The sequence below is a fragment of the Streptomyces sp. NPDC090499 genome (assembly GCF_044769305.1).
In the GTDB taxonomy this organism is placed as follows: Bacteria; Actinomycetota; Actinomycetes; order Streptomycetales; family Streptomycetaceae; genus Streptomyces.
This window is the reverse complement of sequence record NZ_JBIVXP010000003.1, coordinates 221229-245988: the sequence shown is the minus strand read 5'-3', so window position 1 is coordinate 245988 and position 24760 is coordinate 221229. Positions and strand designations below refer to the sequence as shown.

Below are 24760 nucleotides of genomic sequence, written 5' to 3'. Positions count from 1 at the left end.
TATTTATTTGTTCGTTTACCGGCCATGCGATCGGCCGGCACCCCGGCACCCGGCGACGCGTCGCGCGTCACGCGGCGGGCAGGACGGCGCACGGCCCGCCCGCCGCGTGACGCGAGGGCTCAGTCGGACTTCAGCAGCCGGGCCGAGCGGTTGGACAGCTCGATGCGGATCGACTCCTTGCGGGCCAGCTGCCGTATCGCCCTGCCCCGGGCGCCGAGGTCCCCGGCCACGCGGGAGATCTCCGACCACACCCGGCCCCGGTCGCCGCCCGCGATCGCCGCGGCGGACAGCAGCCGGAACGCCTCGTCGGTCTCGCCGCGCGAGGCGCGTATCTCGGCCATGCCGATGAGGACGTCCACCGGCTGCCTGCGGCGCAGGATCTCCTGGCCCACGCGCAGCGCCTCGTCCTGCCGGCCGGCCGTGAAGTGCCGGGTGAAGTCCTCGTTGAGGTACTTGGCGTGCCGGGAGAGCACCGCGGAGAACGGGCCCTCGGCATAGGCCGTCTCGCCGTCCGGCTCCTGCCCCTCGGGGGCGTCGGCAGCGTCGGCGGTGGCGGCGGCGACGGCGGCGAGGGCGCGCGCGGCGTCGTCGGGGCCCGCCAGGTTCAGTGCGGTCGTCATCCGGGCGGTGAAGGCGGAGATGTCGAACAGCTCCTCGACCTCCTGGTACTCGTCCTCCGCCACTTCCTCCTCCAGCACGCGCCGCAGCGCCTCCAGGGCCGCCGCGGGCGTGTACTCGGCGAAGGACCGGTACCCGGGCACCCCCTCGAGCACCTCGCGGGAACCCACCCGGTGGTAGGTGACCGTGCGCAGCCGCTGCTGCACCGCCTCCACCACCGACAGCGGCATCGGGTCGTCCATGCTGGACAGGAAGAACACGTCGGAGGCGGCGAGTTCCTCGCGTACCCGGTCGCGGGAGAGCGCTCCCATCCACTCGACGCGGTCGGACAGCAGCGTCGAGGAACTGATCCGCCAGGTTTTGTGGCCGATCCACGCGAACTCCCACGGCAGGCCCTGCGTGTAGGCGAGTTCCGCGACCCGCGAGAACAGGTCGAGCCCCTTGCGGTCCTGCATCGAGCCGACCATCACGATCCGCGGCCGCTCACCGGGCGTCCGCCGGGCCAGGGTGCGGTGGGTGTCCTGCGGCACGGTGTTGTAGACGACGACCGGGTCGCTCACGCCGAGCTGCCGGAACATGTCGGCCTGAGAGGTGGAGACGCACAGCACCTTGACCTTGGGCAGCACCTTGACCATCTCGGCGTGCCGCAGCGCGTGCTGCTCGCCCTCGAAGTTCATGACGTACTCGGTCTCGTGGGCGTACACCACCACGGACCGGCCCAGGGCGACCAGCGCCTCCGTCAGCTCGTTGGCCAGCGGCGAACGCCAGAACGGGGCGAGGCTGTTGATCAGGACGACCTCGGTGTCCGCCAGGTCGGCCAGCACGTCCTCGGTGCGCGTGTAGACACCGAGGTCGAAGTAGCGGATGTCGACCGGGTTCTGGGCGAGCAGCGCCTGGGTGTAGGTGAGCACGGGGATCGCCACACCGGTGACGTAGGAGAACCCGAGGCCCAGCACGGCCAGCGAGCGCGGCCGGTTGAGCCGCTCCTCGACGGCGCGCAGGGCGCGGTCGGCGCGGGAACCGTGGGTCTGCTCCCCGGTGGGCGCCGGCCGGCGCGCCACGGGCCGTGCGGCCGGGACCTCGGCCTCCTCGATACGGCGCAGGACGCGCGAGGGGACGTCGTCGTGGAAGGTGATGAAGTGCTCGATCGGCTCACCGTGCGCGTTGGGCGTGAACTTGCCCGCGCGCTGCAGTTCGGCGGTGACGTCCACGAGCTCGCCGACCGTGCCGACGTTGCGCAGCAGCGGGTGGTTGATCGTCGGGAAGACGATGTTCAGCGCGGGCGGGCTGAACAGGATCAGCGGCGTGCCGGCCCGCAGCGTCTGCAGGTAGGTGGTGGAGAAGAAGGTGATCGCGAGGTCGTAGCCGTCGAGGGACTCGGCGTCCAGGAGCGCGCTCTCGTCGAGCACGGTCACGTCCGGCAGGGTCTGCAGCCAGTCGAGGTGGCCGCGGAGCGTGGAGGGGTGCGGCTTGATCTCCACCTCGCCGAAACCGGTGAGCGCCTCGCACAGCTCGGTGAGCTGCTCCCGGTGGTCCTTCCTGGAGAGCTTGCGCTGGTCGCTGAGCGGCTGGTCGAGGACGACGATGCGCAGCGGCTCGCCGGAGCCCTTGGTGTGCCGGTGGGTGGTGGAGCGGGCCGCACGCAGCAGCTGGGGGTCGTCGCTGTGGCCGAGCGCGCCCGTGATGTGGACGGACACGTCGCTGTCCGCGGAGCGGAACATCAGGTGCTGGGCGGTCGCCGGGCCCCACACGCAGACGGCGGCGGGGGACGAGGAGCCGTAGTACCAGTTCTGGTCGCGCAGGCCCGGGTCGGTCCGCTTGAAGTGGAAGTCCAGGTGCCCGTCCTGCACGAGGACCAGCGGCAGCGTGTCGTGCAGCTCGCCGGCCACCCGGCGGCCGCGCTGCGACTGGTCGTTGAAGAACACCAGCCGGTCGACGCGCTCCTGCACGGTGTAGGCCCGGATGCGGTGGCCGACCTCCTCCAGGAACTCCGCACCGCTGATCGGCTCGTCGACCTGGAACAGGTTGTGCACCTTGAGGTCGTCGAAGCGGGCCGCCGCCTCCTGCTCGATCCATCCGGCGACATCGCCGTCCCGGTCTGCCGTGACCAAGTGGAAGGAGTGTGCCTCGGCTCCCGGCGCCTTCATGATCTCCGAGGCGAGACCGACGCCGTTGCGGTTCTCGACAAACACAGCGATACGCATGGACGCAATCAATCTTCAGTGGGGCGGTCACGTTTTTACCGTGATCACACCCGAACCTTCATGTGAGTGAATGAAATACGACCTCGTTCGGCCGGGGGTCGAACCGACTGGAAACCTTGGGTGAACTCTGGGGGACATCGGGTTGTGCGGCAGGGCAAAAGCGAGAGGCAGGCAAGTAAGAAGCCCCCCGTTCTCACAGGGTTTTCATACCTTGTGAAAACGGGGGGCTGGGGGAATCGACAGTTTCGTCACAGGTTGTGGATGGGCGACGGCGCCTCTTCCCGGCGCGTCAGGGCACCGCTTCTCAGCGCTTGACGGCCTTCTGCAGCGCTCGGGCCCGGCGGACCATCCGCCGGGCCGTGGAGTTGCGGGGGATGAAGGCGAGCCGCCCGGGGATGCCGCCGGGCAGACCGAGGGAGGTCAGCCGCTTGCGCTTGAAGTAGCGCTTGGCAGTACCGTTCTGGTGCTTGCTGAGATAGCGTTCCGTCTCGGCGCGCAGCTGCGGGTAGATCTTCGGCTGCATGGCGAAGCTCACGGCGCGGATCAGCTCGCCGAGCGCCTCCACGCTCATCCGCGGACGCTGCTCCTCGACGGCCTTGCGGTCGGTCAGCTCGGGCACCAGTGCGTCGACGACGGTGACCGGGACGCGGTTGCTGTTCTCGTACGGCGTGAGCCTGTCGAGGAGTGTGTCGGTGCCGATGCGGGCGGTCGGCAGGCCGTACAGCGCGGACGCGGTGAGCAGCGCGGTGGAGAAGCAGCCGACGACCAGGGCGGGACGCATCCGCTGGTAGAGGACCTCGGCGAGGACCGTGGTGTCCAGCACGGTGAGGTCGGCCCCGAGCTTCTCGGCCTCCTGCTCCAGGGTGCGGGCGAACCGGGCCGGGGCGGAGGGGTGCGGCTTGAACACGATCTTGGTGTGGCCGAGCTGGAGGGCGCCCTGCAACATCCGGACGTGCAGGTTCTCCTCCTGCTCCGGGGTGAGGATGTCGAGCGCGGAGAGGTACTGGCCGAGCAGCAGGGCCGGTTCCTCGATCTCGGGCAGCTCGTCGCCGCTGGGGGCGAGTTCGGCGAGCACCTTGGTGAACGCCGCGGTCGGCACGATCTCGCCCTCGACGCCGAACTCGGTGAGCAGCATCGGCTTCAGGCCGGGCACCAGGTCGAGGTGGAGGACCCGGTCGACGCGGGTGCCGACCAGCGGGTCGATCTTGTTGCGGGTCGGGCCGTAGCTCATCAGGCCGTCGGCGTAGACCGTGACCGGGGCGCCGGTGAAGATCTGGGTGAGGCTCTGCGAGGGGTTGACCTGGATCGACTCGACGGCGATCTCGACGTCCTCGTCGCCGAGCTGCCACTCGTGGCGCAGGAAGCGTTCCCACAGCGGGAAGTCGTCCGGCCGGGGGGCCCAGCCGCCGGGGTGGAACGGGAAGATCGTCTCGTTGTACGAGATCACGTCGTCGAAGCGGTCGCGCAGCCGCTCGAAGCCGGGCGCCTCGTCCAGGCCAGGGGTGGTCTCGGGGGTCGCCGCGTTGTTGCAGACCAGCAGGATGCGCCGGTCGGCCGGGCGGAAGGCGCCGGAGTCCAGGGCGGCGGCGAGGGTGGCCGTGCCGTAGAGGGTGGACGCCTGGAAGATCTGGGTGGTCACGCGGCGGCTCCCGCGGGGGCGGGACGGCGGCGCAGCCGGCGCAGCTTGGTGGCGCGCTGGAGGTCCATGGAGTCCAGGGCCTCGTCCAGCACGTCCTGCGGCATGCGCCGCAGTGCGGCCGCACTCATGGATTTCAGCTTCTTCGCCACCGCGGGCTCGAACCTTTCGATGGATCCCAGGTGATGGGAAATGATGGCGCAATAGGTGCGGACGGCCTTCGGCAGGAGTTCCTTCGCGTCGGCGTCCTGCGCCGTTTCCTCGATCACCTGGTCGAACGCGCGAATGAAATCGAGCTGACGGACGTCGCCGATCTGCGTGAGTGAAGAGGCTACGCCACGCCGGTAGAAGACACCGAGCAGGTTCACCGCCGCGAAGGACCCGGCCTCCCGGTGCAGCTTCCAGATCCACGGCCGGTCCTCGGCCGTGCGCAGCCCGTCCGTGAAATGCACGAGCCCCTTGTCCACCAGACGGCGGTGGTAGACGCCCGCCCACGCGTAGGCGTAGTCGACGGAGGTGGACCGGTCGGCGGGCAGGATGGCGTCCCGCGGGTTCAGCACGACGTTGCGGCGGCCGACCGGAACGCGGGTCACGACGCGGGCGCGCGCGGTGCACTGCACATGATCGGTGCGGACGAAGTCGCAGCCCAGCGACTCGACCGCGTCGACCAGCTGCGGGTAGTAGCCGGGCGCCAGCCAGTCGTCGCCGTCCAGGAAGGTGACGTACTCGCCGCGTGCTTTGTCGATGCCGGTGTTGCGCGCGGTGGCCAGCCCTCCGTTCAGCTCGTGTCTGACATGGACCGCGCCGGGGAGCTCGCGCTCGGCCCGCGCGAGAATCTCTGGTGTCCCGTCGGTCGAGCAGTCGTCGACGAGAATGAATTCGAAGTCCTCACGCGCGTTCGCGCGCAGGCTCCTCAGGGTGTCGGGCGCGTATTGCTGCACGTTGTAGAACGGCACGATGACGGAGAGCTTGACCACGTGAAGGACGTTAGGGGGACGCCCGTCATCCGTCTTGACTGTCGCATTGAATCCAGGTGAACGACGCGTGGCGAAGCTGTGAACCAGGCAATTTTCAGGGCTTATCCCGAGCTGATTCGCCATCCGGCGATGTGTTGTTAACCTTTTGTTGGATTCGGGTTCGGGAGTTCCTCGGAATGGCTTCCTAGCGTCTTCGGTGTGCCAGCAAGTGCAACGAAGACCCTGCGGGTGGCCGTCCTGGCGGACTCCGACACCCGGTGGAAGTGGGGGGCGCTCACCGCGAAGCGCCTGATCCCCAACGAAACCGACAATTCGGACGTCCGGCTCGACGGCTACCTCCTGCGCGGCCGTGCCACCCCCACCGCCCGCCAGCTCCAGGAGGTCGGCGTCCACGCGGACTCGCTCCGCGAGGTGACGGCCGTCGAGTTCCTGAGGGAGATGGAACAGGAGTCGTACGACATCCTCGTCCTCTCCCTCGTCGGCGGCGGCACGCAGGCCATGCTGCACGGGCTGCGCAGCGCCTGGGCCGGCCGGGAGAAGCGGCCCGTCGTCGTCACCGGCTACGTCGGCGTCGTCTACGAGAAGCTCGCCGACGGCCTGCTGCTGCGGCACGGCGCGGACCTCGTCCTCGCCAACTCCCGCCAGGACGCCGACCGGTTCCGGGCGGTGTACGACGGGGTCGGCGCCGACTCCTCGTCGGTGACCGAGGTCGCGCTGCCGTTCCTCGGCGGGGCGCCCTACGAGGGCGAACACGACCCGTACACCGTGGTGTTCGCCGCCCAGCCGTCGGTCCCGGAGAGCCGCAAGGACCGCACCTACCTGCTCAACCGGCTGATCGAGCACGCCCGCAGGCACCCCGAGCGGGAGGTGCTGCTCAAGCTGCGCTCCAAGCCCGGCGAGCACACCACCCACATCGAGGAACTGCCCTACCAGAAGCTGGTCCAGGGCAAGGACGTGCCCGCCAACTTCAAGCTGGTCTACGGCCACATGGGCGAGGTCCTCGACCGCACCGACCTGCTGGTCACGATGAGCTCGACGGCCGCCCTGGAGTCCCTGCACCGCCGGATCCCCACCGTGGTCCTCACCGACCTCGGCATCCGCGAGGCGCTCGGCAACCACCACTTCGTCGGCTCCGGCTGCCTCGCCTCCTGGGACCAGCTCGACGCCGGACACCGCCCGGTGCCCGACGCCGAGTGGGTCTCACGGCAGGGCGTCGCCGCTGGGGGTACCCCCTCTGGGGGAGGCAGCTATGAGAGGGCCTTCGACGCGGGCCGCGAACGCATCGCGAAGCTGCTCGCCCGGCCCGGCGGGCTGCCCCCGCTGAACCCGTACTACACACCCGAGACCGCGTCCGGTTACCTGCCCGGCATCCTGGCCCGCCACCACCTCGGCCCCGACGGCGTCCCGCTCCCGGGCGCGCCCGCCGCCGACAAGGCCCCGGGCCCCGTCCGCCAGATCGTGCGCCGGGCCGCACGCGGCGCCTACCGCCACGGCGTCCAGCGGGTGGCCCCCGTGATCCGACGAATGGGAGAGCTGTGAGCGACCGGATCCCGCGTCAACGAGCCCCGCTCCAAGCGTCCGAAGGAACTGAGCCGATGTCCCACCCCGAAGGGGCCGTAGTGCCCCGCGTCCTCGCCGTGATCCCCGCCCGGGGCGGCTCCAAGGGCGTGCCCGCCAAGAACCTCGCCCCGGTCGGCGGCGTCCCGCTGGTCGCCCGCGCGGTCCGCGAGTGCGTCGCCTCCCGGCTGGTCACCGACGTGGTCGTCTCCACCGACGACCAGGCGATCGCCGCCGCCGCCCGCTCGGCCGGCGCCGAGGTCGTGCTGCGTCCCGCCGCCATCGCCGGCGACACCGCCACCTCCGAGGCCGCCGTCCTGCACGCCATGGACGCCCACGAGGCGCTGCACGGCGCCACGGTCGACGTCGTCCTGCTCGTGCAGTGCACCAGCCCGTTCATCGTCCGCGAGGACATCGACGGGGTGGTCGGCGCGATCGTCGAGAACGGCGCCGACACGGCCCTGACCGTCGCCCCCTTCCACGGCTTCGTCTGGCGCGACGAGGTGCACGCCCCGGTGCCGGTCGGCGCCGACGAGGCGTCCGCCAGCGGCGGCTTCGGCGTCAACCACGACAAGTCGTTCCGGCCGCGCCGGCAGGACCGCCCCCAGGACTTCCTGGAGACCGGCGCCGCCTACGCGATGCGCGCCGACGGCTTCCGCGAGCACCAGCACCGCTTCTTCGGCCACACCGAACTGGTGCGGACCGACCCCGCGCGCGTCCTGGAGATCGACGACCACCACGAGCTCGCGCGCGCCCGCGCCCTGGCCCCGCTCTTCGACGCGGACCGCCCCGGCGCCCTCCCGACCGCCGACGACGTCGACGCGGTCGTACTGGACTTCGACGGCACCCAGACCGACGACCGGGTGCTGATCGACGCCGATGGAAAGGAGTTCGTCTCCGTGCACCGCGGCGACGGACTCGGCATCGCCGCCCTGCGCAAGAGCGGGCTGAAGATGCTGGTCCTTTCCACGGAGCAGAACCCGGTCGTCGCCGCCCGGGCCCGGAAGCTACAGATTCCGGTCCTGCACGGCATCGACCGCAAGGACCTCGCACTCAAGCAGTGGTGCGAGGAGCAGGGCATCGCTCCCGAGCGCGTGCTCTACGTCGGAAACGACGTCAATGACCTCCCGTGCTTCGCCGTAGCCGGCTGGCCCGTGGCGGTCGCGAGCGCCCACGACGTCGTACGCGGCGCCGCACGCGCGGTCACCACCCTCCCCGGCGGTGACGGCGCGATCCGAGAGATCGCCAGCTGGATCCTCGGCCCCTCTCTCGATTCCCTCCCGAAGTAAGGACACCCCACAGTCATGAGCAACTCCCGCCTGCGCCAGTTCGGTTCCCGTGAGGTCGGCCCCGGCAAGCCCGTCTACATCTGCGGCGAGATCGGCATCAACCACAACGGTGAGCTGGAGAACGCCTTCAAGCTGATCGACGTGGCCGCCGAGGCCGGCTGCGACGCCGTCAAGTTCCAGAAGCGCACCCCGGAGATCTGCACCCCGCGCGACCAGTGGGACATCGAGCGCGACACCCCCTGGGGCCGCATGACCTACATCGACTACCGTCACCGCGTGGAGTTCGGTGAGGACGAGTACCGCCAGATCGACGAGTACTGCAAGAGCAAGAACATCGCCTGGTTCGCCTCCCCGTGGGACACCGAGGCCGTCGCCTTCCTGGAGAAGTTCGACGTCCCCGCCCACAAGGTCGCCTCCGCCTCCCTCACGGACGACGAGCTGCTCAAGGCGCTGCGCGCCACCGGCCGTTCGGTCATCCTCTCCACCGGCATGTCGACCCCGAAGCAGATCCGCCACGCGGTCGAGGTCCTCGGCTCCGAGAACATCCTCATGTGCCACGCCACCTCGACCTACCCGGCGAAGGCCGACGAGCTCAACCTCCGCGTGATCAACACGCTGGAGAAGGAGTACCCGAACGTCCCGATCGGCTACTCCGGCCACGAGACGGGTCTGCAGACCACCCTCGCCGCGGTCGCGCTCGGCGCCACCTTCGTCGAGCGTCACATCACCCTCGACCGCGCCATGTGGGGCTCCGACCAGGCCGCCTCCGTGGAGCCGCAGGGCCTGACCCGCCTGGTCCGCGACATCCGCATCATCTCCGAGTCCCTCGGTGACGGCGTCAAGAAGGTCTACGACTCCGAGCTCGGCCCGATGAAGAAGCTGCGCCGCGTCACCGGCGTCGTCGCCGAGGCTGAGATCGCCGCGGCCGCCGGCGAGCCGGTCCAGGTCTGAGTCCAGGTCCGAGTCCGAGTCTGATTGATGTGTTACGACGACGGGACGGTCGTACGTCGATGAGCCCCCGCGCCGGGAACGCCGGCCCCCACACCCTCGCCTTCGTCGAGAGTCCGGTGCAGTTGCTGAACGTGCTGGAGTGGGCGCATGTCCACGCCCTGAGCGGCTCGGCGGAGCCGCTGCAGACCGTACCCGGTCAGGTACGGCGCCCGGCATCCGGCATATCTGCACCCGGCGCGGAACTCACGATCGTCGTCCTGTCCCCGACGGACCCCATGACCCGGGGCCAGCTGCGCCGTATGGCGGACCTGGCCCGGGACGAGGGTTACCGGGTCCGCTGGGAGGAAGCACGGGGTGGCACCACCGCCCCCTTCCAGACGATCGGCGGCCTGGCGGGCTCCCTCCGCCGGGCCGACCGCATCGTGATGGGAGACCCGTTCTCCCGCTACGTACAGCTCCTGCTGACCATCACCCGCGCCCGTGACCTGGTCGTGGTCGACGACGGCACCGCGACGATGGAGTTCGTCGCCCAGCTGGCCCGCGGCGAACGCCTGGTCCGCTGGCACCGCAAGGGCGGCCGGCCCGGCGCCCGGGACCTGCTCTTCGCGCCGGTCTCCTCCTCCGCCCGCCGCCGCCTCACCCCGAGCGACCGCCGGCGCGTCGAGGTCTTCTCCTCCATGCCGATGACCGAGACCCCTGCCGGGGTGACGGTCACCGCGAACGACTTCGGCTGGACCCGCGCCCGCTTCGGCCCGCCGCGCATCACCAAGGGCGCCGACATGGTCGGCACCTCCCTGGTGGAGACCGGCGTCGTGGACGGCGACCGCTACCTGGAGGCCGTCCAGACCCTGGCCAAGGCGCACGGCGCGACCCGCTACTTCGCGCACCGCCGCGAGAGCACCGAGAAACTGCACCGGCTGGCGGCCGAGACGGGCCTGGAGATAGTCCGCCCGGACCTCCCCCTGGAACTGATCGCCCGCCGCGGCCCCATCGGCCGTACGATCCTCAGCTTCCCCTCGACGGTCGTGCACACCCTCCCGCTGGCGCTGGTCGGCACGGGCGTCCGCGTGGCCGTCTGCGACATCGACCCGGCCTGGCTCACGGAGAACGCGTCCCCGCGCGCCCAGGGCTTCCTGTCCGGGGTCACCGGGACGGCGAAGGACGTCCACCGGCTGGCGGCGGTGACGAGCCCGGCCTGAGCGCTCCGCTGGAAATGCCGCGCTGCGTCATCGGTCGTCCGCGACACCGTAGCGGCTGGTCGCGCAGTTCCTCCCCCCAGCCTTCGGCCGGGGGTACCCCCAGCGCCCCTCTGGGGCGCTACCGCCAGGTCGGCATGACCGCGGCCGGGTAGCGGGAACCGGCCGCTCCCCGCGGCAGGATCTCCTGGATCCGGGCGAGGTCGCCGGGTGTCAGCTCGACGTGCCCGCCCCGGCGAGATGCTCCTCACCACCATCGACCTGCCCGTCACCGCCGCCCTGGAGCAGGTGCCGTACCGGTCCGCCTCCCTGCACCTCGACGGTGAGCCCCTCACGGAACTGCTGCTGGAGCTGGACGAGACCGGCCAGAGCGCCCCGTCGGTCCCGGCCGCGCAGGTCGCCGCGCCGATGCCGCCCGAACTCGCCGACGCGGTCAGCCGCTGGGTCGAACTCCTCGACACCCCCGAGGACATCCGCCCGCTCGCCGCCCGCATCGAGACCGAGATCCTCTACCGGCTGCTGCGCAGCTCCCTCGGCCCCGTGCTGCGCCAGTGGTCGCTGGCCGACTCGACCGCGACCCGGGTGCGCGAGGTGGCCCGCTGGATCCGCGCCCGCTTCACCGAGCCGCTCGGCATCGACGAGATCGCGGCGGTGGCGCACATGAGCCCGGCCGGCCTGCACCGGCACTTCAAGGCGGCCACCGGCATGAGCCCGCTCAGGTACCAGAAGCACCTGCGCCTGCAGGAGGCCCGGCGCCGCCTGCTCGCCAGCGACGCCTCGGCGGCCCAGATCGCCCAGGCCGTCGGCTATGTCAGCCCCACCCAGTTCAACCGCGAGTACCGTGCCGCCTACGGCCTACCACCTGTCCAGGACGCGGCCCGCCTCCGCGCCCGCCTCACCCCGACGGTGCCCACCGGGCCGTGACCGCGCCCCTGCCGGAGGCGGGAGCGTCCGGCCGCAAGCCGGTCGTCGTCGGCCCCGGCACCGCCTCGGATCACGCGACGGAGATCACGGCCTTGCCCCGGGCGTGCCCCTCCTCGACGTGCCGGACGCCCGCGGCCGTGTCGGACAGCGGGTAGGTCCGGTCGACCACCGGGACGAGCCTGCCCGCCTCGACGAGCGCGGTCACGGCGAGCAGGTCCTGGTGGACCGGTCCGTCCGGAACCGCGGGGAGGATCGGCCGGAGCCGCTGCCGGACGAACGGGCCGACCGCGGCGACCCGCAGCAGTGCGCCCATCGCCCCGAAGACGTGGCCGGGTGAACCCCCGCCGTTGGCGACCAGCGTGCCGCGCGGGGCGAGCGCCCGGCGCAGCCGGCCGAGCGGACGGCCGCCGACGTTGTCGAGGATCAGGTCGTAGCGTTCGCCCCGGTCGGTGAAGTCCTCCCGTGTGTAGTCGACGACGTGCGCCGCGCCCAGCGAGCGCACCAGCTCGGCGTTGCGCGTGCTGCACACGCCGGTGACCTCGGCGCCGAGGGCCGCGGCGATCTGCACGGCGAAGGTGCCGATGCCGCCGCCGGCCCCGTTGACCAGCACCCGCTGCCCGGCCTCGGCCCGGCCCACGGTCCGGATCCCGCGCAGCGCGGTCACCGCCGCCATCGGCACCGCCGCGGCCTCCTCGAAGGTGAGCCCGGCGGGCTTCGCCACCAGCAGGTCGGGGGTGGTGCACGCGAACTCGGCGAAGGAGCCCCGGCAGAAGCCCAGCACCTCGTCGCCGGGCCGCAGCCCGTCGACACCGGCACCGACCGCGACCACCTCCCCGGCCGCGTCGATCCCGGCCACCCGGGACTTCGGGCGGGTCAGCCCGACACCGCCCAGCAGCCGGGCGACGTACGGGTCGCCGCGCAGCATGTGCCAGTCGTACGGGTTGAGCGCGGCGGCGTGGATCCGTGCCAGCACCTGTCCCGGGCCGGCCTCCGGCGACTCGATGTCCGCCGGCCGCAGGACGTCCGGCGGCCCGAACCGCTCCTGGACGATCGCCTTCATGACTCTCCCCCCTCGTGGTGTACGGCGTACACCCTCTACTGGGCAAGGTAGGTGTACGCCGTACACCCGTCAAGGGGGGCGTGGCGGGTCCGCGGGGTCAGGCGGCGCCGCGGCGCAGGCGCTCCAGGCCGTCCAGCGTCAGGTCCAGGGCGAACTCGAACTCGAACTGGTCGTCGCAGCCGGAGCCGACGACCGACTCCGGGTCGTGGGCGACCGCCATGGCCAGTTCGGTGAGGTGGGGGAAGCGCGCGGCCATCTCCTCGGCCGGCAGCGCGTCCGCGTCCGGGGCCCGGCCGGGCCGGTCCTCGAACAGCTCCTGCGAGAAGCCCAGCAGCCGGCTGCCCATCACATGCAGGGCGTGATGGACCAGGTCGACCGGGAACCCGCCGGCCCGGAGGATCCCGACCATCGAGTCCAGGTACGCGAGGAGCGCGGGGGTCGGGGTGGCCCGCGCCTTCATCCGGGCCTCGATCACCTCGGGCGCCCAGGGGTGGCGCAGCAGCATCCGGCGGGCCGACAGCACCCGCAGCCGGACGGTGTCCTTCCAGCCGGTCCCGTCGGCCGGGGGGTCGATCTCCCCGACCAGGACGTCGATCATCCCGTCCAGCAGCTCGTTCTTGTTGGCCACGTGCTTGTACAGCGCCATGGGGACGACACCGAGCGCCTGCGCGATCCTGCGCATGCTGAGCGCGTCGACGCCCCCGTCGTCGGCGAGGGCGACGGCCGCGCCCAGCACCCGCGTCCGGCTCAGGGGCACCCGCGGCTGCGCGACGGCACCGGCTTGCGCGGCGATCTCGACCAACCCCTCTCACCAGGGAACGACCACGAATCTACAGCGGCCCATCCGCCGGTCACATTTCCCCGCCCCGCTCCGTCAGTGCGGTGACAGCGACACAACAGCGCTCACCGAGGAGACGACGATGGCGGCACGCCCGATCACGGCAGAGGTTCCGATGACCCCCCGGATGTCCGACGACCCCGCGCAGCTGGTCCCCGAGCTGGCGGAGGTGTCGGCGGCACTGTTCCGGGTCACCGGCAACGGCTCGGTGCCGCGGCCCACGATCGGCCTGGTCCAGCTCCGGGCCGGTCAGATCGTCGGCAGCACGTACCTGACCGTTCTGCACACCGGGTTCCTGCGGAAGGCCGGGGAATCGGAGGAGCGGATCACGTCGGTGGCGTCGTGGCAGGACTCGCCGTACTTCACGGCCGCGGAACGGGCCGCGCTGGCCCTCGTCGAGGCGGTGCTCCAGCCCCCGGCGGACGGCGAGCGGGTCTCCGACGAGCTGTACGCGCAGGCGGCCGAGGTGTACGAGCCGAAGGCCCTGGCCACCCTGATGTTCGTGATCGGCCAGGTCAACTTCTTCGTCCCGGTCGCCCTGATCGCCAAGCCGGTACCGGGGCGGGCGTTCAACGCACCGTGGAAGTGAGGCGGTCCCACCGCTGAGGCGGCCGTCGGACCCAGCGGGCTGCGGGCGGGTCGGGGGTGGGTGCCCGCCCGTAGCCGCGCTGACCGTATTGGGCATACTGTCGGCTGATTGTCTGACTGCCGCGCGGAGTGTGGGGGGTTGCTGTGGGGCTGATGGACCGCATCCGCGGTGAGTTCATCGACATCGTCGAGTGGACCGACGACGGCCGGGACACCATCGTGTGGCGCTTTCCGCGCTACGGCAACGAGATCAAGATGGGCGCCCGGCTCGTGGTGCGCGAGTCGCAGGTGGCCGTCTTCGTCAACGAGGGCCGGCTGGCCGACGTCTACCAGCCCGGCACCTACACCCTCTCCACCCAGAACATGCCGGTCCTGTCCACCCTGAAGGGCTGGAAGCACGGTTTCGAGTCGCCCTTCAAGGCCGAGGTCTACTTCGTCACCACCCGGCAGTTCACCGACTTCAAGTGGGGCACCCAGAACCCGGTGATCCTGCGGGACGCCGAGTTCGGCATGGTCCGGGTCCGCGCCTTCGGCACCTACGCCGCCCAGGTGGTGGACGCCGCCGCGCTGCTGCGCGAACTCGTCGGCACCGACCCGCAGTTCCGCACCGAGGAGGTCGGCGAGCACCTGCGCCAGCTGATCGTCTCCAAGCTGGGCTCCGCGCTCGGCTCGTCCGGCGTGCCGCTGCTTGACCTCGCCGCCCGGCAGGACGGCATCGGGCAGCAGCTGGCCAAGGCGCTGACCCTGGAGCTGTCCGCCACCGGCATCGCCATCCCCCGGTTCCACATCGAGAACATCAGCGTCCCGCCGGAGGTCGAGGCGGCGATCGACACCCGCTCCCGGATGGCGATCACCGGCAACCTCGACGACTACGCCAAGCTCCAGGCGGCCGACGCGATCCCGCTCGCCGCCGCCAACCCCGGCACCGGCGGCGAGGCTCTCGGGCTGGGCGTGGGCATGGCGCTGGGCCAGCGGATCGTGCAGAGCACGTCCGGTGCGGCCGCCGCCGCGGTCCCTCCGGCGCAGCCCGCCCCCGCTCCCGCCGCCCCCTCCGACGTCCCACCGCCGCTGCCCACCGCGCCGCGCTGGTTCATCGCCGTCGGCGGCCGGCAGCAGGGCCCCTACGACGAGAGCGCCCTGGCCGGGCAGGTGGCGGCCGGCAACCTGACCCGGACCACGCTGGTCTGGCGCAGCGGGCAGGCCGCCTGGCAGCCCGCGGACCAGGTTCCGGAGCTCACCTCGCTGCTCGCCGACGTCCCGCCGCCACTGCCCCCGCAGAGCTGAGATCGGAGAAGTGCGTTGACGGACCAGGACGTCGTGCCGGCGCCCGACCGGGCGTTCCGGTGCGAGGCGTGCGGCGGGGTCAGCGAGTACGCGCCCGGGACCTACGTGCTGCGCTGCCCGTACTGCAAGCACGAGCAGGACATCACGCCGGTACCGCGGCAGGTGACCGAGCACCCGGTCGAGGAGCTGGCCGCGCTGCCCCGACGGGCCGCCGCGCCCGGCCGGATGAAGGTGTACACCTGCCCCGGCTGCCACGCGGTCACGGAGAGCGACACGCTCAGCGACAAGTGCCAGTTCTGCGCCACCCCGCTGGTCTCGGACGCCTCCGGCACCGAGCGCGTGGTGCCCGAGGCGGTGCTGCCCTTCGGGGTGGACCGTGAGCAGGCCCGCGCGGCGCTGGCGAAGTGGACCACGTCCCGCTGGTTCGCGCCCGACGAACTGAAGAAGGTCACCGAGGCGGAGACCTTCCGCGGCAGCTACCTGCCGCACTGGACGTACGACGCGCAGACCACCACCCACTACACCGGCGAACGCGGCGAGCACTACTGGGTGGAGGAGGAGGACTCCGAGGGCAACACCCGCCGGGTACGGCACACCCGCTGGCACCACACGTCCGGGACGGTCGGCCGGTTCTTCGACGACGTCCTGGTGCCCGGCAGCGGCCAGGTCCCGGTCAAGGAACTGGACAAGCTGACCCCCTGGCCGCTGCAGGAGACGGTTCCCTACCAGGAGGAGTACCTGGCGGGCTTCCGCACCGTCCGCTACGACGTCGAGCCGGAGGCCGGACTGGAGGCGGCGAAGGCACGGATGGCACCGGTGATCAGCGCCGACTGCAGGCGGGACATCGGCGGCGACGAGCAGCGGGTGCACTCGGTCTCCACCGCCTACAGCGCCCTCACCTACAAGCTGGTGCTGCTGCCGGTCTGGTTCCTGACCTACATCCACGCCGGCCGGGCATGGCCGGTGATGGTCAACGCCCGCACCGGCGAGGTCATCGGCGAACGGCCGTACAGCGCACTGAAGATCACCTTGGCGTCGGTGGGCGCCGCGCTCCTGATCGCCCTGGTGGTACTGCTCGTGGTGATGCTGCGCAACTGAGCGCTCCGCCCGGCGCCGGCTGACGACCTCGTTCTGATCCCGGTCTAGGGCTGGGCGTCGTCGGCGCCGCCGAAGTCGGGTACGCCGGCGGACAGCAGGTGTTCGGTGCCGTGTTCGAGGGCCTTGGCCGTCTCGGCGGAGCGGGGGAGCATGGTCTTCTCGTAGGCGCGGACGGCGTCATCGACGGTGGCCGTGTTCGCGAGGGCGAGGGCGAGTTCGCAGGCGTCGAGCATGGCGAGGTTGACGCCGACGCCGAGCGGGGGCATGAGGTGGGCGGCGTCGCCGAGCAGGGTCACCGTCGGGTTGTGCTCCCAGCTGTGCGGGACCGGGAGGGCGAGGATCGGGCGGTCGATGTAAAGGCCGTCGTTGTCTGTGATCATCCGGCGCATGCGGGGCGACCACTGGGCGTACTCGTCGAGCAGCACGGCGCGGACGCCGTCGGTGTCCGCGGCGGTCAGCCCGCGGGTGCTCATCCAGTCGAGGGGCACCCGCCGGATGATGTAGACGCGGATGTGGTTTCCGCTGTTGCGCTGGGCGAACAGGCCGCGTTCGCCGTCGGCCGCGTGGGCGCTGCCCGCACCGACCAGCTCGGCGATCTCGGGGTGCCGGTTCTCGACGTCGGAGAACCAGGCTTCGAGGAAGCTGACCCCGGTGTACCCGGGGACGGCGGGGGACACGGCCGGGCGTACCCGGGAGAAGGCGCCGTCGGCGCCGATGACCAGGTCGGTCTCGATGCTCGTGCCGTCGGTGAAGTGCAGTCGCCGTGGCCCGTCGGCGGGTCCGCTGACCGTGTCGAGGGCGCGGCCCCAGCGCACCGTTCCCGGCCGCAGGGAGTCGAGCAGCAGAGTGCGCAGCTGGCCGCGGTCGATCTCCGGCTTGAAGAGCTCGTCGGGCGCCGGGACCTGATGGGACGTGATGGTGCCGGCCGGGTCCAGCTGCCGCATTTCCTGCCCTTCGGGGCGGGCGAGGGCGAGGAACTCGTCGAGCAGGCCGGCTTCGCGCAGGGCGATCTGGCCGTTGTCGGCGTGCAGGTCGAGGGTGCCGCCCTGGTTGCGGGCGTCGGGGCCCGGGTCGCGGTCGTAGACGGTGACCGCGATGCCGTGCTGCTGGAGGATGCGGGCGCAGGTCAGTCCACCGGGTCCGGCGCCGATGATGCTGATGCCGGCGTGGGCGGGCTCTGGAGAGTTCATGGTCGTTCCTGTCGGTCGGCGAAGAGGGCGATGACCGAGCCGGCACGTACGTGCCGCTCAGGTGCTCACAACCGCAATAAAATCAGAACAAGCAAAAAAGTGCAACGACTCTACTTAGCGACCGGTTCGAGTATCGGATACGCTCCAGCCATGACCGATCCCCCCGTCAGCCGCCGCGACCGCAAGAAGGCGGCCACCCGGCAGGCAATCGCCGACGCCGCACTGCAGCTCTTCCTGGAGCACGGCTACGACCACGTAGGCATCCGTGACATCGCCGACGCCGCCGACGTGTCGACCGCCACGGTCTTCAAGCACTTCAGCGGCAAGGAAGCCCTGGTGTTCGACCAGGACCAGGACAGGGAGTCGGAGCTGATCGCCGCGGTGCGGCAGCGCCCCTCGGGCCAGAGCGTCCTCGACGCCCTCCGGCGGCACGTCCTCGACACCTGGCCCTCGATCGAGGCGCATCCCCAGGCGGCCGGGTTCGCCGAACTGGTGGACTCCACGCCGGTGCTGCGCGCCTACGCCGAACGCATGTGGACCCGGTACGCCGACAGCCTCGGCGCGGCCATCGCCGACGAGTTCGGCGTGGACCACGACGACCTCGCCTGTGCGACCCTTGCCCGGTTCGTACTCGACATCCCGGCCATCGCGCGCGGCCGGCAGGACCGGCGAGCCGCCGTCGAGGCAATCTTCGACATCCTCACGCACGGCTGGGAACCACCCGCCAGGCCGCCCGCGCCGTAGCCCCCGCCGCTAACCGCGCGGGTCGCCCTTGAGCGCCTCGACGAAGGGGGTGAAGGCCGCGGGCGGGAAGGTGAGGGTACCGGCGGCGGGGTCCTTGGAGTCGCGGACGGCTATGCGGGTGGGGGAGTTCGCTATCTCCACGCAGGAGTCGCCGTCGCCGAAGCTTGAGTAGGACGACTTCTGCCAACTGTCGGGGACGGACATCACAGTTCCTTCGCCACGCTGTTGATCAAGTCTCGCGACCTGTCCGGGTTGAGCGACGCGGCTTCCAGCTTACGGAGAAGTGTTCGAAGAGCGCAGAGTCGGTCGTCGGCGTCGATGTAGGCGGCGCCGTTCGGCCCGTCCCGCACGACGGTGTCCAGCTTGGACACGGCGCCGCCCGCGTAGAGCATGGCGCTCGCGGCGCCCGCGAACCCTTCTTCGGTGAAGGGGATGACCCGCACGGTCACGTTGTCCGCCTCGGAGACCTCGAGTACCTCGCTCAGCTGGGCTCGCGAGGCCGCGCGGTCACCGACCATGATGCGCAGTGCCGCCTCGTGGATGATGGCGTCGAACGGTGTGCCGTCCAGGACCGCCTTGCGGCGCAGTCGGTGCTGCACGCGCAACTCCAGTCCCGTCGGCGGTAGTTCCGGGACGCGGTAGGCATAGACCGCGCGGGCGTAGTCCTCCGTCTGGAGCAGGCCGGGGATGTACAGAAACTGTGCCTCCCGCAGGAACGTGGCGTGGTGTTCCAGCTCGGCGAGATCGAGGAAGGGGGCCGGCAGCAGGTCCCGGTACTCCTCCCACCAGCCCCGTGTGCGGTCCTTCGTCATGGCCGCCAGTGCCTCGATCAGTCCACTGTCCGAGCATGAGTAGTTGGCGGCGAGAAGCCGCAGCCGTTTCTCGCTCACTCCGGCGAGGCCGGACTCGATCTGGCTGATCTGCGGTGCGTTCACCCCGAGCAGTGCGGCGGCCTCCCGCGAGGTAAGGCCTGCCGCGTCCCGCAACCTGCGCAGTTCGACCGCCAAGCGCAGCTGACGTGCCGTTGGCTCGATCCTCTTCGCCACCGACCGGGCCTCCCAACACGCCGTCGAGCGCGACTCTTTCGGGGTCAGATTACGCGCCCCGCTTGCGGGATCGAAATATTGCCCCCTACCGTCGGTGACGTAACGGACACGCTGTGGAAGTGCACCGCACCTCTGTCGTGCGGCGATGCCACCGTGCGTGAAATCCCCTTCACCCGACCGGAGTTGATGACGCATGCCCGAGACCTGGGACTACACGCTCCACGTTCCCAACGACCTCAGAGCGGTCACCATCTGCCGCCGCACCCTGCGCCTGATCCTGACCATGCACGGGTTGATCGGCCTCGCGGACACCGCGGAACTGCTGGCCGCCGAGCTGGTCGCCAATGCCGTGCGGCACACGAAGGGGCCGGCCGCGCTCAGGGTCCGGCGCTCCCCGGAGGGGGTGGTGTGGATCGGGGCGTGGGATGCGGATCCCGTGCCACCTGAGCCGCCGGGGGCGGTGACCGGCCTTGAGGAGGCGGGGCGGGGGCTGGGGCTGGTGGTGGCGTGTGCGGACTGCTGGGGCTGGCAGCCGTCCGCCCGGTTCGGGGAGCGGGGCAAGTACGTGTGGTGCGAGTTGGGGGTGGCGTGATGGCGGGAGCGTGCTCGGCAGGTGTCCGGCGGCCCCGCCTGGGAAGTCGGGGGTTGCAGTCTGCCGCGTACGGGCGCGGCGCGGACGGAGGGCGGTTTTGCGTGCGTACCGTCGGAGTGGAGGAGGAGCTTCTTCTCGTCGACCCGGAGTCGGGTGAGCCCCGGGCGTCGGCGCCGGCCGTGCTGGCGCGGGCCTCGCTGGTGGATCCGGGGCAGGACGTGTTCGAGAAGGAGCTCTACGGGCAGATGCTGGAGTTCGCCACCCATCCGCAGTCGGACATGGCGGAGCTCGGGGAGGAGATCGCCCGGTGCCGCAAGGAGGCCGCCAGGCTGGCCGGGGAGCTGGGGTGTGCCGTCGTCGCGCTCGCCTCCTCGCCGCTGCCCGTCAGCCCCTCCATCAGTGTGAACCCGCGGTACCAGTGGCTTGCCGAGCAGTACGGCATCGCCACCCGGGAGCAGCTGGTGTGCGGATGCCATGTGCATGTTGCCGTGGAGTCCGACGAGGAGGGGGTCGAGGTCCTCGACCGCGTACGGCCGTGGCTGCCGGTGCTCATCGCGGTCAGCGGGAACTCACCGTTCTGGCAGGGCAGCGACACCGGCTACGCCAGCTACCGCAGCCGGGTGTGGTCGCGCTGGCCGTCCGCCGGTCCGGCGGAGCGGTTCGGGTCCGCCGAGCGGTACCACCGGCTGGTCGCGGACATGGTGGCCACGGGGGTGATCCTGGACGAGGGGATGGTGTACTTCGACGCCCGGCTGGCCCGGCGCTACCCGACCGTGGAGATCCGGGTCGCGGACGTCTGCCTGCGTGCCGGGACCGCCGTGCTCGTGGCGACCCTCGCCCGCGCGCTGGTGGAGACGGCCGCGCGGGAGTGGCGGGCTGGGCGGGAGCCCGTCGACCACGGGGTGGGGCTGCAGCGGCTGGCCGGCTGGCGGGCCGCACGGTCCGGGCTCGGCGGCGAACTGCTCGATCCCGGCACCATGCGGCCCCGGCCGGCCCCCGCCGTACTGGACGCACTGCTCGCCCACACCCGGGACGCCCTCGTCGCCAGCGGTGACCTGGCGGCCGTGGAGGAGGGCGTGGAGCGGCTGCTGCGGTGCGGCAACGGCGCCGGCGAGCAGCGGGAGCTGCTGGCGGGCACGGGGAGCCTGCGGGACGTCGTCACGGCGTGTGTGCAGCGCACCCAGGAGTGACGCGCACCGCGCGGGAGGCCCCGCTCAGCCCGGCTTGCGGGCCAGGACGAACGCCCGCGGCCACTTCTCCGATTCCACCGGCTCCCGGATCAGCGTCGCCGCCACGTCCAGGCCCGCCTTGGCGAGCATGTCGCCGACCGCGTACGCGGGACGCCAGTGGTAGCGCAGGTCGATCTCGTGGCCGAAGCGTTCGGTGAGGTGGAGGCCGGGGGTCTCGCCCTTCTGGAAGGCCAGCAGGACATGGCCGCCGGGCACCAGGACGCGGTGGAAGCCGGCGAAGGTCGCCGGGAGGTGGTCGTCGGGGATGTGGATGATCGAGTAGAGGGCGAGGATGCCGCCGAGGGTCTCGTCGGGCAGGTCCAGGGAGGTCATGGAGCCCCGGTGGAAGCGCACCGCGGGGTGGGCCTCGCGGGCCAGGGTGACCATGGCGGGCGAGAGGTCGATGCCGAAGGTCTGGACACCCAGGTCGTTCAGGTGGGCGGTGATGTCGCCGGGGCCGCTGCCCAGGTCGGCGACGGGGGCGGTGCCGTTCGCCTTCACCAGCGCGGCGAAGGCGGCGATCATGGACATGTCCACCGGGCGGTCGGGGAGACCGGGGAAGGCGGCGCGGTAGTCCTTGGCGATCGTGTCGTAGGACGTACGGGTGGTCTGTATGAAGTCGGTCGTCTCCGAGTCCGTCACGGTCGCGCACGCTACCGGGCGGGCGGGGCCCCCGTGGCGAAGTCGCGGTTGCGGCTCGGTCCCGTTCCGGTGGGTGGACAGGACGGGCGTGATCGTCGCCAGGCGTGGTATGCGTGGAAGAGGAAACATACGTGTTACCCAGCCACGTCCGAGGTCATGCGTCCGCGGTCAGATTTTCTTCCCCTAACGGGCTGAACTTTTGTTGATCTCGGGTCAGTTGACCCTCCGGGCGTCCTACCCTTCAGAGGGTGAACCAATTGATGTCCCTAGAGACCGAGGCCGACCTTCCCGGGGATGTGCTCCCCGGCGTGCTCAGCGAGGAACTGCACGCCGAACTCGTCGCCTTCCGCCGCGACCTGCACATGCACCCCGAGCTAGGAAACCAGGAGTTCCGCACCACGGCCGCCATCAAGGAACGGCTGGAGAAGGCCGGCCTGCGGCCGCGCGTCCTCCCGGCGGGTACCGGACTCATCTGTGACATCGGGCCGGTAGGGGACGGGCTTCCGGTGCTCGCCCTGCGGGCCGACATCGACGCCCTGCCCATCCCGGACATGAAGACCGAGTGCTCCTACCGGTCCACCGTGCCGGACCGGGCGCACGCCTGCGGGCATGACGTGCATACGACAGTGGTGCTGGGCGCCGGACTGGTTCTCGCCGCGCTGCACGCGAAGGGGCAGCTGCCGCGGCCGGTGCGGCTGCTCTTCCAGCCCGCCGAGGAGGTGCTGCCCGGCGGCGCCGCCGACGCCATCGAGGCCGGGGTGCTGGACGGGGTGGGGCGGATCATCGCCGTGCACTGCGACCCCCGGGTGGACGTGGGGCGGATCGGGCTCAGGACCGGCGCCATCACCAGCGCCTGCGACCGGGTGGAGGTGGCCCTGGACGGCCCCGGCGGGCACACCGCCCGGCCGCACCTGACCACCGACCTGGTCACCGCCGCCGCCCGGGTGGCCGTCGACGTGCCGGCGCTCATCGGGCGGCGCGTGGACAGCCGGAGCGGGCTCGCGGTGACCTGGGGCCGGATCGAGTGCGGGCACGCGCCCAACGTGATCCCGCAGCACGCCGAGCTGTCCGGGACCGTGCGCTGCCTGGACCTGGAGGCCTGGCGGACCGCGCCCGACGTCGTGCACGCGGCGATCGACGAGGTCGCCACCATGCACCGCGCCAAGTCCGAGATCAACTACGTGCGCGGGGTGCCGCCGGTCGTCAACGACCCGGTGATCACCGAACTGCTGCGGGACGCGATGACCGCCCGGCGCGGCACCGACTCCATCGAGACCACCGAGCAGAGCCTCGGCGGCGAGGACTTCTCCTGGTACCTGGAGCACGTGCCGGGCGCGCTGGCCCGGCTCGGGGTCCGCACGCCGGGCGAGCGGACCGTGCGCGACCTGCACCAGGGTGACTTCGACGCCGACGAGCGGGCCATCACCGTCGGAGTGGAGCTGTTCACGGCCGCCGCCCTGATCGACGCGACCATGTAGCCGGAGCGCCGGCAGCCGTTTCGGACGGCATGGCGGACGGCGGGAGAAACGGTCAGCTTCCCCGCAACCCACGCAAGTCCCACATGGGGGCGAAGAGGTGCCCGGTCGGTACCTCTTCGCCCCCTTGTGTCACCCCGCCGTAACCGGCGGCGGCCGCTTGTAACCCGGAGTCGGCACGGTTCGATAACGGCCCGGAGAAACCCCGTTCCCCTCCCCTTCTACGCGCGTTACTGTGCGCCGAAATCGCCACCGAGGGTGGACGGTTGGGGAAGCGGGCCGGGGACGGTGCCGTGGGGACGAAGGGGTGCTTGCTGTGCGTCATATCTCGGGTCGGAGGACTCGGTTCTCCCAAGCTGCGGTGACCGTTGCCGTCATCGCCCTCGCGGCCGCCGGGTGCGGCAAGTCCAGCTCGGACAGCGGTGCGACCAGCACCAACTCGTCCGGCAAGTACAACGGCAAGGGCATCGGCCTCGCCTACGACATCGGCGGCAAGGGCGACCAGTCCTTCAACGACGCCGCCTTCGCCGGCTTCGAGAAGGCCGAGAAGGAGTTCGGCATCGGCGGCCGGGACATCGAGCCGCAGGACGGCGAGTCCGACGCCGACAAGGTGCAGCGCCTCGACACGCTCGCCAAGGCCGGCTACAACCCGATCATCGGGGTCGGCTACTCCTACGCGCCCGCCGTCAAGGAGGTCGCCGCCAAGTACCCGGACATCACCTTCGGCATGATCGACGACTCGACGATCCAGTCGAAGAACGTCGTCGACATGGTGTTCGCCGCCGAGCAGTCCTCGTACCTGGCCGGTGTCGCGGCCGCCTCGGCGACCAAGAAGGACCACATCGGGTTCATCGGCGGCGTGGACATCCCGCTGATCCACACCTTCGAGGCCGGGTTCGACCAGGGCGCCAAGTCCGTCAACCCGAAGATCAAGATCGAGTCGCAGTACCTGACGCAGACCGCGGCCGAGGGCGGCTTCTCCAGCCCGGACAAGGGCAAGACCGCCGCCCAGGGCCAGATCGACTCCGGCGCCGACGTCATCTACCACGCGGCCGGCCTGTCCGGTCAGGGCGTGATCGAGGCCGCCGCCTCCGACAAGGTCTGGGCGATCGGCGTCGACTCCGACCAGTACGCGCAGGACGCCCTCGCCAAGTACAAGGACTACATCCTCGGCTCGGCGCTGAAGAACGTCGGCGGCGCCGTGTACGACCTGGTCAAGTCGGTCTACGAGGGCAAGCCGGAGAGCGGCACCGTCGAGGGCACCCTGAAGTCCGGCGGCGTCGGCTTCGCGGACACCAACCCGAAGTACAAGGCGATGACCAAGGTCGTCGCGGCCGTCGACAAGGCCAAGCAGGACATCATCGACGGCAAGGTCACCGTCAACACGAAGTAATGCGACATATATAAGTCGCCGGGTGAGCGGCCGTACCGATGGGTACGGCCGCCCGCGCGTCGTTGCAGCCCCCGCGCCCCTTGCCTCCTGCAAGGGGCGCACTGCTGTCCGTAGCCTTGGTGGTGACTGTGGCCACAGCTAGATAACGGACCGGACATTGGGGGTTTTCCGTCTGGTCTACGCGCGTTACGCTGCCGCGGAACCAGCGCCTGGTTTGGGCGCTTGCACG

Annotated in this window: 22 protein-coding genes; 13 read left to right on the top strand and 9 right to left on the bottom strand. The window is 71.1% G+C overall.

What is annotated here, in order from left to right; translation table 11 throughout:
- Positions 1–119 precede the first annotated feature (119 nt).
- From ACIQVL_RS13105 to ACIQVL_RS13095, 3 genes are all read right to left on the bottom strand, one after another.
- Entirely contained in the window at positions 120–2822 is a 2703-nt protein-coding gene (locus ACIQVL_RS13105; RefSeq protein ID WP_403475339.1) for a glycosyltransferase, read from the bottom strand.
- Positions 2823–3126: 304 nt separating this feature from the next.
- The gene (locus ACIQVL_RS13100; protein ID WP_403438182.1) at positions 3127–4461 is read right to left on the bottom strand and encodes an alpha-2,8-polysialyltransferase family protein; all 1335 of its coding nucleotides are present in this window, start codon (positions 4459–4461) and stop codon (positions 3127–3129) included.
- The gene (locus ACIQVL_RS13095; protein ID WP_403475338.1) at positions 4458–5435 is read right to left on the bottom strand and encodes a glycosyltransferase family 2 protein; all 978 of its coding nucleotides are present in this window, start codon (positions 5433–5435) and stop codon (positions 4458–4460) included. Before ACIQVL_RS13095 ends, ACIQVL_RS13100 begins: the two co-directional genes overlap by 4 nt.
- Positions 5436–5633: 198 nt before the next feature.
- Between ACIQVL_RS13095 and ACIQVL_RS13090 the strand changes: the two genes are divergently transcribed.
- The 5 genes from ACIQVL_RS13090 to ACIQVL_RS13070 all read left to right on the top strand — a co-directional run bounded on the left by ACIQVL_RS13090 (position 5634) and on the right by ACIQVL_RS13070 (position 11352).
- Positions 5634–6974: a DUF6716 putative glycosyltransferase gene (locus tag ACIQVL_RS13090; RefSeq protein WP_403475337.1), complete on the top strand. Its 1341-nt coding sequence runs from the start codon at positions 5634–5636 to the stop codon at positions 6972–6974.
- A 56-nt stretch (positions 6975–7030) separates the two neighbouring features.
- Entirely contained in the window at positions 7031–8281 is a 1251-nt protein-coding gene (locus ACIQVL_RS13085) for a cytidylyltransferase domain-containing protein (RefSeq protein ID WP_403438173.1), read from the top strand.
- Positions 8282–8296: 15 nt separating this feature from the next.
- Positions 8297–9232, top strand: coding sequence for an N-acetylneuraminate synthase family protein (locus ACIQVL_RS13080; protein ID WP_403438169.1), 936 nt, complete (start codon positions 8297–8299; stop codon positions 9230–9232).
- A 59-nt stretch (positions 9233–9291) separates the two neighbouring features.
- The gene (locus ACIQVL_RS13075) at positions 9292–10431 is read left to right on the top strand and encodes a hypothetical protein (RefSeq protein ID WP_403438166.1); all 1140 of its coding nucleotides are present in this window, start codon (positions 9292–9294) and stop codon (positions 10429–10431) included.
- Between the two features lie 237 nt (positions 10432–10668).
- Entirely contained in the window at positions 10669–11352 is a 684-nt protein-coding gene (locus tag ACIQVL_RS13070) for a helix-turn-helix domain-containing protein (RefSeq protein WP_403475535.1), read from the top strand.
- 70 nt (positions 11353–11422) lie between these two features.
- Here ACIQVL_RS13070 and ACIQVL_RS13065 read toward each other — a convergent pair whose 3' ends face one another.
- Complete coding sequence (locus tag ACIQVL_RS13065) at positions 11423–12412, bottom strand: NAD(P)-dependent alcohol dehydrogenase (RefSeq protein ID WP_403475336.1); 990 nt, start codon at positions 12410–12412, stop codon at positions 11423–11425.
- Between the two features lie 97 nt (positions 12413–12509).
- On the bottom strand, positions 12510–13214 hold the full coding sequence (locus ACIQVL_RS13060) for a TetR/AcrR family transcriptional regulator C-terminal domain-containing protein (protein ID WP_403475335.1): 705 nt from the start codon (positions 13212–13214) through the stop codon (positions 12510–12512).
- A 118-nt stretch (positions 13215–13332) separates the two neighbouring features.
- Here ACIQVL_RS13060 and ACIQVL_RS13055 point away from each other — a divergent pair, with 118 nt between their 5' ends.
- The 3 genes from ACIQVL_RS13055 to ACIQVL_RS13045 all read left to right on the top strand — a co-directional run bounded on the left by ACIQVL_RS13055 (position 13333) and on the right by ACIQVL_RS13045 (position 16220).
- Positions 13333–13839 carry a carboxymuconolactone decarboxylase family protein gene (locus tag ACIQVL_RS13055; RefSeq protein WP_403438157.1) on the top strand — a complete coding sequence of 169 codons (507 nt, stop codon included), beginning with the start codon at positions 13333–13335 and terminating at the stop codon, positions 13837–13839.
- Positions 13840–13991: 152 nt separating this feature from the next.
- Positions 13992–15122, top strand: coding sequence for an SPFH domain-containing protein (locus tag ACIQVL_RS13050; RefSeq protein WP_403475334.1), 1131 nt, complete (start codon positions 13992–13994; stop codon positions 15120–15122).
- Positions 15123–15137: 15 nt separating this feature from the next.
- Positions 15138–16220, top strand: a complete 1083-nt coding sequence (locus ACIQVL_RS13045) for a hypothetical protein (protein WP_403475333.1) — start codon at positions 15138–15140, stop codon at positions 16218–16220.
- A 44-nt stretch (positions 16221–16264) separates the two neighbouring features.
- Here the strand turns inward: ACIQVL_RS13045 and ACIQVL_RS13040 are convergent, their stop codons facing one another.
- Positions 16265–17410, bottom strand: a complete 1146-nt coding sequence (locus ACIQVL_RS13040) for an FAD-dependent oxidoreductase (protein ID WP_403475332.1) — start codon at positions 17408–17410, stop codon at positions 16265–16267.
- A gap of 150 nt (positions 17411–17560) precedes the next feature.
- On the opposite strand from ACIQVL_RS13040, the gene ACIQVL_RS13035 reads away from it, so the two are divergent.
- Entirely contained in the window at positions 17561–18154 is a 594-nt protein-coding gene (locus tag ACIQVL_RS13035; protein ID WP_403475331.1) for a TetR/AcrR family transcriptional regulator, read from the top strand.
- A gap of 9 nt (positions 18155–18163) precedes the next feature.
- On the opposite strand, the gene ACIQVL_RS13030 is transcribed toward ACIQVL_RS13035, so the two are convergent.
- A complete protein-coding gene (locus tag ACIQVL_RS13030; RefSeq protein ID WP_403475330.1) occupies positions 18164–18358 on the bottom strand; it encodes a DUF397 domain-containing protein in 195 nt (64 codons plus the stop codon).
- On the bottom strand, positions 18358–19200 hold the full coding sequence (locus ACIQVL_RS13025) for a helix-turn-helix domain-containing protein (RefSeq protein ID WP_403438139.1): 843 nt from the start codon (positions 19198–19200) through the stop codon (positions 18358–18360). Before ACIQVL_RS13025 ends, ACIQVL_RS13030 begins: the two co-directional genes overlap by 1 nt.
- Positions 19201–19393: 193 nt before the next feature.
- Between ACIQVL_RS13025 and ACIQVL_RS13020 the strand changes: the two genes are divergently transcribed.
- Positions 19394–19792: an ATP-binding protein gene (locus tag ACIQVL_RS13020; protein WP_403438136.1), complete on the top strand. Its 399-nt coding sequence runs from the start codon at positions 19394–19396 to the stop codon at positions 19790–19792.
- 101 nt (positions 19793–19893) lie between these two features.
- Positions 19894–20982, top strand: coding sequence for a glutamate--cysteine ligase (locus tag ACIQVL_RS13015; RefSeq protein WP_403438133.1), 1089 nt, complete (start codon positions 19894–19896; stop codon positions 20980–20982).
- 24 nt (positions 20983–21006) lie between these two features.
- Here the strand turns inward: ACIQVL_RS13015 and ACIQVL_RS13010 are convergent, their stop codons facing one another.
- Entirely contained in the window at positions 21007–21663 is a 657-nt protein-coding gene (locus ACIQVL_RS13010; RefSeq protein ID WP_403438130.1) for a class I SAM-dependent DNA methyltransferase, read from the bottom strand.
- Positions 21664–21923: 260 nt separating this feature from the next.
- Between ACIQVL_RS13010 and ACIQVL_RS13005 the strand changes: the two genes are divergently transcribed.
- Positions 21924–23141, top strand: a complete 1218-nt coding sequence (locus ACIQVL_RS13005; RefSeq protein ID WP_403438128.1) for a M20 family metallopeptidase — start codon at positions 21924–21926, stop codon at positions 23139–23141.
- A gap of 358 nt (positions 23142–23499) precedes the next feature.
- Positions 23500–24531, top strand: a complete 1032-nt coding sequence (locus ACIQVL_RS13000; RefSeq protein WP_403475329.1) for a BMP family protein — start codon at positions 23500–23502, stop codon at positions 24529–24531.
- The last annotated feature ends 229 nt before the right edge of the window (positions 24532–24760 follow it).

Coding starts and splice junctions, on each gene's coding strand:
- ACIQVL_RS13005 (WP_403438128.1), top strand. CDS start 21,924: ATGTCCCTAGAGACCGAGGCCGACCTTCCCGGGGATGTGCTCCCCGGC.
- ACIQVL_RS13065 (WP_403475336.1), bottom strand. CDS start 12,412: ATGAAGGCGATCGTCCAGGAGCGGTTCGGGCCGCCGGACGTCCTGCGG.
- ACIQVL_RS13050 (WP_403475334.1), top strand. CDS start 13,992: ATGGACCGCATCCGCGGTGAGTTCATCGACATCGTCGAGTGGACCGAC.
- ACIQVL_RS13070 (WP_403475535.1), top strand. CDS start 10,669: ATGCTCCTCACCACCATCGACCTGCCCGTCACCGCCGCCCTGGAGCAG.
- ACIQVL_RS13085 (WP_403438173.1), top strand. CDS start 7,031: ATGTCCCACCCCGAAGGGGCCGTAGTGCCCCGCGTCCTCGCCGTGATC.
- ACIQVL_RS13035 (WP_403475331.1), top strand. CDS start 17,561: ATGACCGATCCCCCCGTCAGCCGCCGCGACCGCAAGAAGGCGGCCACC.
- ACIQVL_RS13040 (WP_403475332.1), bottom strand. CDS start 17,410: ATGAACTCTCCAGAGCCCGCCCACGCCGGCATCAGCATCATCGGCGCC.
- ACIQVL_RS13030 (WP_403475330.1), bottom strand. CDS start 18,358: ATGTCCGTCCCCGACAGTTGGCAGAAGTCGTCCTACTCAAGCTTCGGC.
- ACIQVL_RS13075 (WP_403438166.1), top strand. CDS start 9,292: ATGAGCCCCCGCGCCGGGAACGCCGGCCCCCACACCCTCGCCTTCGTC.
- ACIQVL_RS13055 (WP_403438157.1), top strand. CDS start 13,333: ATGGCGGCACGCCCGATCACGGCAGAGGTTCCGATGACCCCCCGGATG.
- ACIQVL_RS13105 (WP_403475339.1), bottom strand. CDS start 2,822: ATGCGTATCGCTGTGTTTGTCGAGAACCGCAACGGCGTCGGTCTCGCC.
- ACIQVL_RS13080 (WP_403438169.1), top strand. CDS start 8,297: ATGAGCAACTCCCGCCTGCGCCAGTTCGGTTCCCGTGAGGTCGGCCCC.
- ACIQVL_RS13020 (WP_403438136.1), top strand. CDS start 19,394: ATGCCCGAGACCTGGGACTACACGCTCCACGTTCCCAACGACCTCAGA.